This window comes from Oceanobacillus bengalensis, assembly GCF_003628445.1.
Classification (GTDB): domain Bacteria; phylum Bacillota; class Bacilli; order Bacillales; family Amphibacillaceae; genus Oceanobacillus; species Oceanobacillus bengalensis.
In genome coordinates, this window is sequence record NZ_RBZO01000012.1 from 49,541 (window position 1) to 62,533 (window position 12,993).

At 35.6% G+C, this 12,993-nt stretch carries 12 protein-coding genes; all 12 read right to left on the bottom strand.

Annotated features, from left to right (window positions below):
* Positions 1-15: 15 nt before the first annotated feature.
* The gene (locus D8M05_RS09325) at positions 16-966 is read right to left on the bottom strand and encodes a GNAT family N-acetyltransferase (protein WP_121131070.1); all 951 of its coding nucleotides are present in this window, start codon (positions 964-966) and stop codon (positions 16-18) included.
* A gap of 72 nt (positions 967-1,038) precedes the next feature.
* Complete coding sequence (locus D8M05_RS09330; protein WP_121131073.1) at positions 1,039-2,004, bottom strand: N-acetylglucosamine kinase; 966 nt, start codon at positions 2,002-2,004, stop codon at positions 1,039-1,041.
* Between the two features lie 59 nt (positions 2,005-2,063).
* Positions 2,064-2,936, bottom strand: coding sequence for a MurR/RpiR family transcriptional regulator (locus D8M05_RS09335; protein WP_121131076.1), 873 nt, complete (start codon positions 2,934-2,936; stop codon positions 2,064-2,066).
* A 20-nt stretch (positions 2,937-2,956) separates the two neighbouring features.
* Complete coding sequence (locus D8M05_RS09340; protein ID WP_121131079.1) at positions 2,957-3,904, bottom strand: GNAT family N-acetyltransferase; 948 nt, start codon at positions 3,902-3,904, stop codon at positions 2,957-2,959.
* A gap of 2 nt (positions 3,905-3,906) precedes the next feature.
* The gene (gene murQ, locus D8M05_RS09345; protein ID WP_121131082.1) at positions 3,907-4,821 is read right to left on the bottom strand and encodes an N-acetylmuramic acid 6-phosphate etherase; all 915 of its coding nucleotides are present in this window, start codon (positions 4,819-4,821) and stop codon (positions 3,907-3,909) included.
* 12 nt (positions 4,822-4,833) lie between these two features.
* Positions 4,834-5,982, bottom strand: coding sequence for an exo-beta-N-acetylmuramidase NamZ family protein (locus tag D8M05_RS09350; RefSeq protein WP_121131085.1), 1,149 nt, complete (start codon positions 5,980-5,982; stop codon positions 4,834-4,836).
* The gene (locus D8M05_RS09355; protein ID WP_121131088.1) at positions 5,979-6,608 is read right to left on the bottom strand and encodes a YesL family protein; all 630 of its coding nucleotides are present in this window, start codon (positions 6,606-6,608) and stop codon (positions 5,979-5,981) included. Before D8M05_RS09355 ends, D8M05_RS09350 begins: the two co-directional genes overlap by 4 nt.
* A gap of 93 nt (positions 6,609-6,701) precedes the next feature.
* A complete protein-coding gene (locus tag D8M05_RS09360) occupies positions 6,702-8,279 on the bottom strand; it encodes an extracellular solute-binding protein (RefSeq protein WP_147405170.1) in 1,578 nt (525 codons plus the stop codon).
* A 117-nt stretch (positions 8,280-8,396) separates the two neighbouring features.
* Positions 8,397-9,293 carry a carbohydrate ABC transporter permease gene (locus D8M05_RS09365; RefSeq protein WP_121131093.1) on the bottom strand — a complete coding sequence of 299 codons (897 nt, stop codon included), beginning with the start codon at positions 9,291-9,293 and terminating at the stop codon, positions 8,397-8,399.
* 13 nt (positions 9,294-9,306) lie between these two features.
* A complete protein-coding gene (locus D8M05_RS09370; protein ID WP_245985274.1) occupies positions 9,307-10,185 on the bottom strand; it encodes an ABC transporter permease in 879 nt (292 codons plus the stop codon).
* 123 nt (positions 10,186-10,308) lie between these two features.
* Positions 10,309-11,895, bottom strand: a complete 1,587-nt coding sequence (gene nagZ / locus D8M05_RS09375) for a beta-N-acetylhexosaminidase (RefSeq protein WP_121131098.1) — start codon at positions 11,893-11,895, stop codon at positions 10,309-10,311.
* Between the two features lie 29 nt (positions 11,896-11,924).
* A complete protein-coding gene (locus D8M05_RS09380; protein ID WP_245985276.1) occupies positions 11,925-12,644 on the bottom strand; it encodes a PIG-L deacetylase family protein in 720 nt (239 codons plus the stop codon).
* Positions 12,645-12,993 lie beyond the last annotated feature (349 nt).

Here is a 12,993-nt window from a genome sequence, read left to right on the forward strand (position 1 = left end):
ATATCCTCCTTTAAATTATACGTCCTTTTCATACGTATCATAGCTGTTACAAATCTTAAAACCTAATTTATTATAGAATGTTACCAATCCCGTCCAATCTATTAATATAGAATGAATATTTCTATTTCGTAAATAGGCAATCGCCGCTTCTACAATGAACAATCCATAACCGTGCTTGCGCTCATTTGAATCAATGCCTAACGGTCCAATACCTCCGAGTTCTCCTTCATAAAGCGGTGCCCAATATACATTTTGGGCAATGACAGGGGATTTAGAATCGTTTATTCGACAAAATCCAATAATTTGTTTCTCCCTTTTTAGCACGACAAATTCCCTACCAGTACCACCCTTTTGAAAATACTGTTTGGCCTCATATTCCCATCTACCTGGAAAACAACGATGCATAAAATTTAGAAATTGACCTTTTTCTTCTATATTTAAAAGTGATACTTCTACGCCTTCTTTAATAGGAATAGACATGTTTTCTTTATGATAATGGTTATCCAAATCGAACTCTTTTCCATTCAGTTTATATCCATGTTTTGTAAACCACTTTTTAGTATATTCATATTGCGTTGGAATACCAGGAAAGTAATGCCATGCATCCTTTCCGAGTATTATTCGAGTTATACCATGTTCTTTTAGTTTCGATTCTGCATGATGTAGTAATGTAGCTCCTATTCCCTGATTTCGATAAGAACTATCTACTAATAATACTTGAATCCAGCCCATATCTTTCCCAATACCAACATCTATGTCATCCTGCCATTTTTTTGTTACAACAAATCCAATTACATGATTGTGATCATTAACTACTATGAGAGAGCCAGCATTGAAAACGTTAATATCATAAAAGCTATTTTGTATAAGAAGTTCATCACGCATTGGAAAGTCTTTTCCTAATTCTTGATTCCATAATGCAACCACTTCTTCTAATCTTTCAATATTCCAAGCAATGTATTGCATAAATTCACTCCTTTGTCTCTTTATTTCCTTTTAAAGTAACTGTACTTTTATCTTTTACAGAAAACATTTCTTCTATAAACGATTACTAAATTTCCCAGAGAAATGATTCTCAATCTCTATTCCTTCTTCTTTTAACGCAGCAATTACAGCACCACCTACGGGTTCCATCTCTGGTTTTATTAACTGTACTTTCAGTTGCTTCTCTAAAAAGACCAGTTCCATTGTATCCTGAAATAGATCGAATCTATTAAATAGACCACCTGTTAAAACAACTGGAACGGCTTCTCCTACTATAAACATCTTTTTACACAAATACGAAATCGATTCGGCCATATGTACCGCATTATGATGAATGATTTTTTGAGCGACAGGATCACCATTGTCTGCAGCTTTCATCACAAGTTTACTTAAGAATGCAATTGTCTCTTTCAAATTTTTAGCGCGATAGATTGTTTGAATGGCATCTGGTAATGAAGTTACCTGAAAATGATCAAGAAACAATTGATGTAACTCCGTTGTATCTCCAAGACCATCATGAGCCAAAAAAGCCGCTTCTAACCCCTGACTTCCAAGTGCATATCCGCTACCCTTTTCCCCTAATAAGTAACCCCAGCCACCGACTCGATTGAGAACACCATTTTCTCCCAATCCTAAGGTGATTGAACCAGTACCAGCAATTTGGACGATTCCTGCGTTTCCTAAAGTACCTGAATATAATGCCGTTATTGCATCATGATTTACGGTAACGTTTATGGAATCAGGCACGAGCGCACTGATTAACTCCTTCATATCCTTCCTTGCAGTTGGATGGCCCACCCCTGACATGCCAGCATATACCCTTCTCACTTTCAAATATAGTTCCCCACTCTGTATTTTCAATGATTGAAATAATTCTGCAATTTCATTTCTAAGGTCAGCATCTAATACACTATTGGGATTGGATGCCCCTACTATAGTCTCAGCTATAATTTCTCCATTCGAATTCGCAAGTACACCTTTTGTTTTTGTTCCGCCTCCATCAATTCCAATTACATACATTTAAAATCCCCCACTCTACTACACGAAAGGGCCAACCCACACACGAGTTAGCCCTAATTTTAATTGTTATTTTTCTTACCATTACTCTTTAGAAATTCGATCGCTTCTCGTGTTGCATTCAAATGCATGAGAGTTTCATCATATTGCAGTGATGCTACACTCATAAATAAAATATCAATTACTTGCAATTGCGCCATACGAGAAAAGGTAGCACCACTTCGAAACGTCGGCTCCGTTGTTACAGAAATAAATAATTTGATGTCTGCATACTCTGTCACTTTGTGATTTCCATACTTTGTTAGACTTATCGTACGTACATTTTTACTTCTGGCTAATTGCAATAACTTGGCAACCTCTATCGTTTCACCAGAGAAGGAAATTCCAACAACAACATCCTCCTCATTTGCATTTGCTATCTGCGTGGCTGCCATGTGTGTGTCAGTATATGCATACGCAGTTTTATTTATCCGAATAAACTTTTGCTCTGCATCTTGTGCAATAATACCTGAAGCTCCTATTCCAATAAAGTGAATTCTTCTTGCATTTCTTAACACTTGTACAGCCTTTTCTACTTCATCTACATTTATTAAATCGGCCGTTTTACGAATGGTTTGTATCGTATTATTTGTCATTTTTTCGATAACGGACCGTAATGGTTCATTGGGCTCAATATCACTGAATTCAGGAGTATTCTTCTTCTGAAGGTCTCCTGCTATTCGTAGCTTCAAATCCTGGAATCCGTTTAAATTTAATGATTTACAAAGTCTTATTACTGCCGCACCACTGGTTGAACTTCTCGTTCCGAGTTCCTTTGCAGTTAGCGAAATAGCTTCCTGTGGATTTTGAATTATATAGGTAGCTATTTTCTTCTCAGATGGAGGCAAAAAAGATAGCATTTCAGAAAGTATGACGATACCTCCAGAAGTTGACATGATATCAGCTCATTTCTTTATTAAATATCCTTCTTCATTACATGAAAGGTTCGAGTAATCTCAAATCCTGTGTTTTTATATAGATAGCCTGCATTTGTTTTTTCTCCAGTCCATAAGAACCAAGCACCATGCAAACTTTCAGCTTTCATCTGCTGTAAGCATAAGTTTAATAGAATCTTTCCTAATTTTTTCCCTTGTTGTTCTAGATCTACACCAAATGGTCCAAATCGATCAGGGACGCCTTCATAACCACCGAAGATACAAAATCCTACCACTTTATTTTCATGTCTTGCAACAAGAATTCTCTCCATCGGCAATCCTTGAAGAACCCCTTCACGTATTGCTCTACCCCAATCAGGATTAAATACTACATTCGCAAATTGAATGACTTCATATAGATCCTTATCTTCTGCTAAAGAAAACGTATACCCCTCTGACTCTCTTAACTTCACAAGTTCTTTTATTTCATTAGATAAACGAAAATCAACTAAGTTTCTATCCATTGCTATTGGTGAATAAAGTTTAGCAAATCCTTGCGATATTAGAAATTGATATGCTTCAGGGTAGGATTCTTCATCAATTCCTGGCATGATGTAATTTGGTGCATAGGAAGCAAAAAATACATTTTTTCTTCCTTTCTCTTTCAGGAAACCTACCGCTTCATCCATAAGTTGTTTTCCAACACCCGTTTTCCGGTAATCCTCAGATACAAAGAAGAAAGGGATCCAGCCGTTATCGGGTTCTAAATCGGTTTCGAACATTGGTAATTGTCTTCGAACAGCGTATACAACTCCAACTAATTGTTCCTTATCAAATGCCAAACGCATTCCTTCAGGATCAAAATTAGCATCCAATAATACTAGATTACGAAACCGTTTTGAAGTGATTGGATCCTTCCATAAAGTTTTATTCCAAAGGTCAACAATTTGTTTCTCATCACCGGAATGATAGTATCTGTATGTAAACATGTCTATTGTCCTCCTATATTTGCTAATTCGATTGCCTTTCTGACAAACCCATTCGCTTCTGTGATATATTGTTTCGCTTCCTCAAGTGAAACTCCTGTTTTAATCATTATGATGGCGGGCTTCACCTCATATTTTGTCTTCTCTAAAATCTCTTCCGCTTTTTGATTTGGTACATGAGTAATGATTGATACAATGTTTTTAGCTCTTTCCTTTAATTTCAAATTACTAACCTTTAAATCTACCATTAGATTTTCATAAACTTTACCGATTTTTATCATTGTTGTAGTTGTAATCATGTTTAGTATAAGCTTGTGAGCGGTAGCTGCTTTCATCCTTGTAGAGCCTGTCAAAACTTCTGGACCAGTAATAACCTCTATAGGAATATCAGCATATTTACTAATAACAGAATCCTTATTACTTGTAAGACTAACTGTGCTTGCACCAATCTTTTGCGCGTATTTTAACGCTCCAGAAACATATGGTGTTCTTCCACTCGCAGCTATTCCAACTACAACATCAAGTTCGGTTACATTTCTTTCATGTAAATCCAGTGCTCCTAGCTCTTCATCATCCTCTGCCCCTTCAACTGCTTTCTCAATAGCCTTTATACCACCAGCCATTACTGCCTGTACGAGTTCTGGAGGCGTACTATAAGTTGGAGGACATTCCACAGCATCAAGAATTCCAATTCTTCCGCTTGTTCCAGCCCCAACGTAAAATAGTCTTCCACCTTGTTTTATTGCATGATAAACCGTATCGACCGCTAATTCAATTTGAGGCAAAACCTTCTGAACACTTTCAGCAACGGTCATATCTTCCTTATTAATTGTTTCTAAGACTTCTAATGTAGACAATGCATCTATATTAGTGGAATCTATATTTCTCATTTCAGTTGTCAATGTTGATAATTTATTCATTTATTATCCATCCTATTTGTATAAGTGATATGGTTCTTTAAATTGTTGAAAGTAATCCACTTGTTGATTACAAGAAGTTAAGAATTCTTCCACTGAACCCTCCAATATTTTACCTTTCAATTCTTTCGTTCCTGCTAATAGATCAAAGAAATACTTTTCATTTTCGTTTTTCAAAAAGCTAAAATCATTTGAATACATTTCGGCGATTGTCTCTAGTAAGATTAGCCCTGCTTCTAATGAGTGTAATTCTTTACGATCTACAATATGTAATTGTATACCTCCACAAATTTCATCTTTATGCTTTTGATAGGTAGGAATAAACGATGTTGGACGTGCTAAAACACCGGTGACATTTTTTTGATTAAATGCCTTTGCTAGCTTCTGACCATCAATAAACGGTGCCCCTACTTGTTCGAATGGTCTTGTAGTTCCTCTTCCTTCAGATAAATTCGTTCCTTCTATTAAACAAGTACCTGGATAAAGTATATTCATATCAATATTGGTTGTATTTGGAGATGGTGGTACCCAAAACAGTCCCGTCTCATCATAATACATATTTCGCTTCCAACCTTGCATCGGAATAACGGTTAATTCACAGTTATAACCAAATTCATGTTTATACATTAAAGCCAGTTCTGCCACTGTCATACCATGCCTGTTCGGTATTGGAAGTAACCCAACAAACGAGCGGACTTCCTCCTCAACTAAATTACCTTCCATCTTTTCACCAGAAACTGGGTTCGGTCTATCTAGTACGACAAAGTGTTTCCCATTTTCAGCGCAAGCTTCCATCACATAGGCCATGGTATAAATAAATGTATAATACCTAGCACCAATATCCTGTAAATCAAATACGACAACATCTACTGCTTCTAACATATCATTACTAGGTTTTCGTGTGGCTCCATATAAACTATATACTGGTAGTCCAGTATAAGAATCTATCATTGAATCTACTTTTTCTCCTTCTTTTGCATCACCGCGTATCCCATGTTCTGGTGCATATAATGCTGTTAGTAAAATATCTGGATGCCTGTGAAATAGATCAATGGACGGTATCAATTTGCCATTTACACCAGTCATATTTGTTACGAGACCTACACGTTTTCCCTTAAATTGCTTATATTCATATTCTAAGAAAATATCTAGTCCGAGCTTCATTCGACACCACCTGCTTGAAATTCATGTCTTGGGAAGGATTTGCTTGCAATCCACATTAATACGACACTTGCAAGGCTACCACTTATAAAAATCCATAAAACTGGTAACATACTTAGTACAACATATAGTAAGTAACTTCCAACAATTATCATAATTGTGTTTAAAGGTTTTCCAATAACTAAAATAATTGCTTGTTTCAGATATTCCAATGTCTTAAAATCGAAATGAACATACATAGGAAAAATGTACAAAACAGCTGCAAAATAAATAAATAAAGCAAAAATGATAAAGAAAGCTAAAAAGGACAGTAACACATGTTCGGAGTTTTGAAAAAATCGTAAATCAACATATAATAGAATTCCTACTAATGCCGATATAAAACCTATGATATTCGTTTGTAGAAAGCCTGTTTTATATGTTTTCCAAAACGTCTTAAAAACTGGAATTTCAGTTTCCCCAAAAACCCATTTTCGTGCAACTGCAAACATTGCCGCAGTTGCTGGAAAAAAACCAAAGGCAACCAACCCTAACAATGAGAAAACAATCCACAATGCATTAAGATAAATCAATTTCATTATTCCATTTGAAATGCTATATAATTTCCAAACTACTCCTTCAAGTCCCATGCTTATCGCCTCTTTTTAACTATATTTCGTAATGAATGAAGTAGTAACAGCCCAAAGATTCAGGCTGCACTACTATTAAAATTCTATGTCGATTTACTGTGTTTCTAACCAGCGATCATATGCAGCTTGATGAATTTCTATTAATTCTTCGACACCTAAATCCATAAGTGTACCTACATATTCATCCCACATCTCATCGATCGACTCTCCACCTGTAATAAATTTAGCTTCCATTTGTTCAAAATAGCTATCAATATCAACCTTCAACGTACTAATTCTTTGTTGCTCCTCAACCGAAAAATATACTTGAGGATATGGTGATTTTGCATATGGGATTAGATCTTCATTTGCCCAGTCATAGATTTCTAGAATCGATGGATTTCCTCCCTCTTTAGAATAGAATTCATCGGTTAGAACCATTGGAACACTTGTACCAACACCTGGTGCATGCTTAGAATTTGTTTCCGTAGTACTTAATCCATCTTGAGATAACAAGATCCATTGATCATCTTCATTCCATTCATATGTTTCCCCTTCAATACCTAACCGAGAAAGAATCGTACCTTCTTCTGTATATAGGTAATCAAGCCAACGCATTGTAGCTTCTGGATGTTCATTATCTTTTGTAATTGCTGCTCTTCCTCTAAAGATTTCGCTGTACTCAATTGTTTGTTTCTCATCATTTGTTGCACTTGTCATAGGAGGAAGCATCGGGTAATTTAAAGCTTCAGACGGATCTTCAAATCCTACTTGAACAATTGGCCAAGTAGAGAAAATACCTGTGCGTTGTCCCTTGGCAACAAATTGTTCCCATGTATGTGCGAACATCTCATTATCTAGTAAATTCTCATCATATAGTCGATTTAGGAATTTAAGATATTCTTTAAATTCCTCTTGAACCCAAGCAAATTCTACTACACCATCCTCTTCATATATACCATCATCCTGTACAATGCCGAAATTCGGTAGTAAACCAACTCGTAAATCTGCAGGTGTATTTGCTGTTAACGGAATAACATCCCCAACATTACCTGGGTCTTCCTCTTTAAATCGTTTTAATAATTCATAAAACTCATCCATTGTTGAAGGTCGATCAGCGCCTAACTCTTCAAGCCATGGTCCATTCATCCACATGATTGGTGTTCTTGAAGTTGCCGCCTGGTCTAATGCTGGTAATGCATAGATATGACCATCTGGTGTTGTAATAGAAGCCGCAAGCTCTGGATTTTCATCTAATAGTTTTTGTATATTTGGTGCGTACTCTTTAATTAAATCTTCTAGCGGAATTAACAATCCTTGAGAACCAAAATCAACCTCTTCACCAGCAGTTAAATCTGCTCCATAAAATAAATCAGGTAAATCTAAACTTGCAAATGCAAGCTGTTTATTCTGTGTGAAGTCATCTGATGTTGATGTTCTATACTCAAATTGAATATTAGTCAATTCTTCCATTTCTTGGAAGAACCCCATTTCTTGCCACTCTGGCTGAATTGGTGATCTCTTACCCATTATTTCTAACGTAATAGGCTCATCAACAACTGGATAACCTGTCGCATTAAAATTATCTGATGGTTCACTATCTTCTTGACTATTCTTCTCATCGTTCGAACATGCTGCAATGACAACTGCAGTGATTAGCAATACAATTAATCCTAATAAACGCTTTTTCATCCTCACTCTAATTCTCCCCTTTTAAAGTAAATTGATTAGAAAATGTAAAGCTAGTAGTGAATTCTCCACCTCCATCGTAGGATAAATCGGTAGGTAAACCAACTTATCCTATTGTCTTTATTCTTTAATCGATCCAATCATAACGCCTTTAAGAAAGAAGCGTTGTAGGAATGGATAAACTATAAGTAAAGGTGCAGCAGATATAATCATAACAGCATATTTAATGATGTCAGCAATTCTAGCGTGTTCACTCAATGCCTCTACAGCTCCACTTTGTTGCATCAGTTCAGTTGTAAGTTGCTGTTGTACAAGTATTTCCCTTAGGAATAATTGCAATGGGAATAGTTCTCTATCTTGCAAGTAAATTAATGCATTAAAGTATTGATTCCAGTGACCAACACCGTAGAATAGAGCCATAACTGCTATGATTGGCGCAGATAATGGTAAAACAATTTGGAGAAATGTCCTTATCTGTGAAGCACCATCTATTTCAGCAGCTTCTTCCAATCCTCTTGGAATCGTTACTTTAAAGAATGTCATCGTAACAATAATATTCCACATCGCTGCCGCATTCGGTAGCACCATTGCCCAAATTGTATCAATCATGCCAAGGTCACGAATTAATAAATAGGTAGGAATTAAACCACCCTCGAAAAACATGGTAAATACTAGCATAGCCATTATGACTTTTTTCCCTACTAGTTGCTGTCTTGATAGTGCATATGCCATTGGCAATGTTACGAATAGGTTAATAAACGTTCCAAACAATGTGTAAAAAATGGTATTGCGGTAGCCAAGCCAGATTTCACTATTCTGGAAAACCCTTTCATAACCTTCAAATGTAATTCCTTGTGGAAAAAGCCACATCTTACCCGAATTCACATATTCAGGATCACTTATAGAAGCACTGACGATGTAAATCAATGGGTACGAAATAATAATGATGAAAAACCATACTAATAGTTTGTTACAAATATCAAATACTTTATCAGACTTCGTTTGTTTTATGCTCATTATGGATACTCCTTTACCATAAGCTTGTACCCGTCCTTCTAGCTAATCGGTTGAAGAATATTAATATTAAGAAATTTATAACTGAATTAAATAACCCTACTGCTGTTGAATAACTATATTGTCCATGTAACAAACCAGATTCATATACATATGTTTGAATTACTTGTGATGATTCTAAATTCAACTCATTTTGTAGTAATAAGATTTTTTCAAATCCAATTGACATCATATTACCCATATTTAATATTAGAAGGATAATAATCGTTGGTAGTATACTTGGTATATTGATGTACCATATTCGTTGAAGCCTTGTGGCTCCATCAATTTTAGCCGCTTCATGTAACTGTGGATCAACCCCTGCTAATGCAGCCAAATAGATAATTGCTCCCCATCCAAGATTTTGCCACTCATTCGACCAAACAAAGATGGATTTAAACCAACCAGGTTCTGTCATGAAGTTAATAGGTTCAAAGCCTAGAAGCTGGATAAAATTATTGATAATCCCTGTTGCTGGGTCCAAAAAGGCAATAATCATCCCTGAAAATACAACAATGGATATAAAGTGTGGTGCATATGTAATCGTTTGAGCGGTTTTTTTGAATTTACTATCTCTTAACTCATTAAGCGCCAATGCAACGATTATAGAGATTGGAAATAACGCTAAACCATATAAGTTTATTCCTAAGGTATTTTTTATTAAATCCCAAAAGTAGTAGGAATCAAAAAAGCGAATAAAGTGATCAAAACCAACCCACGCACTACCAAATATTCCATCAATTGCTCGGAAATCCTTAAATGCTATTTGCACACCATACATTGGATAATATTTAAAAACTAGAAAGTAAATAATACCCGGAGCTAATAGTAAATATAGCTGCCAATTTAGTTTCATTTTCCTCCAATTATATTTTCTTTTTTTAGGAGGACTACTAGAAATGGTGTTTTCCGCCATTTATGATACAACCCCTTTCTTGGAGGTTAAGATTAAACAAATTCTTTTCTTATCCCATGAAATCTATACAATCTTAATCGGAAGCCTTCCACTTACAATTTCTTTCCCAAAGATGGCACCCGCAGCTACTTTTAATGCTGGATAAGTAAATTCATACGTATTGATGTATGCTGGTACATTAGGGAAATATTTCAGATCATAAGGACTCCTCATCGCGATAACAATAACCGGTTTACCTGTTTCAAGTAATTTTTCAACTAGGATAATCTGCTTGCTTCCCGGAGAAACAGTTAATGTACCAACAATGAATGCGTCGTAGTCTTGTGACCGATTAATAATTGACTCAACTTCTTCTAACGTTGCCGCATTTGTTATTTGTAGTACATCTGCATCTTGGTCATGTTCTTGAATAGCTGCCCCTAAGGACAAATTAGCATATCTCTTGTCTTCTACTTGCATCGTTGTTCCATTATTCGGATGGATGACAAGAATACGTTGATTACCGACAAGTGGAAATACATCTTCATTTTTCACAATGGTTACACTTTCTCTATAAATCTCATAAGCAAGTTCTTTATGTTCATTGCTACCAACTATTGTTGAAACGCTTTGATTCTCGTCTAAAGAAATATTATTCCAGTTTACATATTTGTCTTTAAGGTCATTTATCCGTTGATTAGATTGATTAATTCTTTCCTCTGATATTTCTCCTTTAGTGATGGATTCTAAGATTTCCTTGATCGTCCCAACTTGTTTCTTATGTGTATGTGAAATCATAACTAAATCAACGCCTGCCTTGATTGCAGCAACTCCGCCCTTTTCGGTTCCAATTCCATTAGCAATCGCATTCATTTCCATGCAATCCGTTGTAACAACACCATCAAATCCAAGTTCTTCTCTTAATAGCCCTGTTATAACTTTTTTAGAAAGTGTCGCAGGTACATCTGCTTCATTTTCAATAGAAGGGAAGTATACATGTGCAGACATAACTGTATCGGCACCAGCATTGATACTCTCTTTGAACGGGAGTAATTCAATTTTATCTAGTCTTTCTTTTTCATGAGAGATAACTGGAAGGTCTAAATGAGAGTCTACGCTTGTATCCCCATGACCTGGAAAGTGCTTTAATGTAGTAATAACTCCAGCATCTTGCATTCCCTTCATGGCAGCCTGTCCAAACCTAGTAACTTTTTCAGGAGATTCTCCGAATGACCGAACGCCAATTACAGGATTATTGGGATTATTATTTACATCAAGAACTGGTGCTAGATTCCAATTTATTCCTAATGCTTTTAGTTCTTTTCCAGTTGCTAGACCAATTTTATAAGCATTGTCTGGATTATCTGTTGCACCTAATGTCATTGCACCCGGAAAAATTGTCGCCCCATCTCCTAATCGTCTTACAACACCATTTTCCTGATCCATACAGATTAAGAGAGGGTATTTATACCCCGCTTCTTTCGCCTCACGTTGTAATGATGTTGTTAAGTGAAGGATTTCTAAAGGTGTTCCTATATTACGACCGAATAAAATTATTCCACCTACATGATAATTATGTATCATGTCCTTTATCTCCTCAGGAACGGTCTTTCCATCAAAACCAACGACTAATAATTGCCCTACTTTTTTCGCTAGATTACTAGATTCCATGTCTATCCTCCCTTCTAATTAGAAACATTTTAGATTTCATACCCTGGGATGAACCCGCCTCTTCGTACATTTCCTCCGGTTGGGAATTTAAGTGTTTGCGCATATTGTACACGACTTACACAACCTCTTACTGTACCCAATGCCTTATAATAATCATAGTAACGGAAGGATGAAGAGTTCATGATAAACCAATAATTGGATAACGCTTCTAAATATGTATCAAATTCTTCTGATACATCAACGAAAATATCAGGATTATAGCCTTCCATATCTTCCCAATTTTCACTATGATAGAACGGATAATAATGAGGTGCTAATCCTTCTAAATCAAATCCTGGAAGACCAGCCTTTAACTGAGCAGCTTCTACCAATCTTGGGCAAAGTGCGTGATCAGGATGAATACTGTTTACCCAGTGTGTAATAACTACAGTCGGTCTTAATTTACGCATTAATGTTGCAATATGTGTAATAATTTCATCATTAAATTCTAATTCAGCATCTTTGTAGTCTAATGTAATACTTTTAGCCCCTAAAATTTCTGCAACTTTTTCAGATTCCTGAATTTTTTGCTTCGTATAATCCTCTACTGAAATATGTGGCGGGTTTCCTTTTTCCCCTGCTGTTAAATGTAAGAATGTTACATCCCATCCTGCTTTTGCATATTTATGTGCAATTGCTCCTGCTTGAATTTCTGCATCACCACAGTGAGCTCCGACAACAACTAAATGTTTTTTCTTATCCATTTTCATTACACCTCTCCTAAGAAATAATCTCATGCTAACTATCACTTATTTAATTTGGGTAAAATATTTAAATTAAGCGTTTTCTTTTTTTGAAAGCGATTAATTAATAAGCATGATGTTACTGAATAATATAACACAGAATATTTTGATTTGAAATATAAATTTAAAAATATTATCAATAAATTGTAATTTAATTTCAATTCATATCAGATTACCTTACTCGGCATCTATGATAAGTTAATTTGCCGTCACATTTCTATGATAAATTGGATAACCTACATTACTTTCCAATTCATCTTAATCAATTTCAATCCTTCGATTAATTCCCTATATAACCTATGAAATTTAATTTCAC

Excerpts from the sequence above, each read along its gene's own strand:
- D8M05_RS09325 (WP_121131070.1), bottom strand. The coding sequence starts at position 966 with ATGCAATACATTGCTTGGAATATTGAAAGATTAGAAGAAGTGGTTGCA.
- D8M05_RS09330 (WP_121131073.1), bottom strand. The coding sequence starts at position 2,004 with ATGTATGTAATTGGAATTGATGGAGGCGGAACAAAAACAAAAGGTGTA.
- D8M05_RS09335 (WP_121131076.1), bottom strand. The coding sequence starts at position 2,936 with ATGTCAACTTCTGGAGGTATCGTCATACTTTCTGAAATGCTATCTTTT.
- D8M05_RS09340 (WP_121131079.1), bottom strand. The coding sequence starts at position 3,904 with ATGTTTACATACAGATACTATCATTCCGGTGATGAGAAACAAATTGTT.
- murQ (WP_121131082.1), bottom strand. The coding sequence starts at position 4,821 with ATGAATAAATTATCAACATTGACAACTGAAATGAGAAATATAGATTCC.
- D8M05_RS09350 (WP_121131085.1), bottom strand. The coding sequence starts at position 5,982 with ATGAAGCTCGGACTAGATATTTTCTTAGAATATGAATATAAGCAATTT.
- D8M05_RS09355 (WP_121131088.1), bottom strand. The coding sequence starts at position 6,608 with ATGGGACTTGAAGGAGTAGTTTGGAAATTATATAGCATTTCAAATGGA.
- D8M05_RS09360 (WP_147405170.1), bottom strand. The coding sequence starts at position 8,279 with ATGAAAAAGCGTTTATTAGGATTAATTGTATTGCTAATCACTGCAGTT.
- D8M05_RS09365 (WP_121131093.1), bottom strand. The coding sequence starts at position 9,293 with ATGAGCATAAAACAAACGAAGTCTGATAAAGTATTTGATATTTGTAAC.
- D8M05_RS09370 (WP_245985274.1), bottom strand. The coding sequence starts at position 10,185 with ATGAAACTAAATTGGCAGCTATATTTACTATTAGCTCCGGGTATTATT.
- nagZ (WP_121131098.1), bottom strand. The coding sequence starts at position 11,895 with ATGGAATCTAGTAATCTAGCGAAAAAAGTAGGGCAATTATTAGTCGTT.
- D8M05_RS09380 (WP_245985276.1), bottom strand. The coding sequence starts at position 12,644 with ATGAAAATGGATAAGAAAAAACATTTAGTTGTTGTCGGAGCTCACTGT.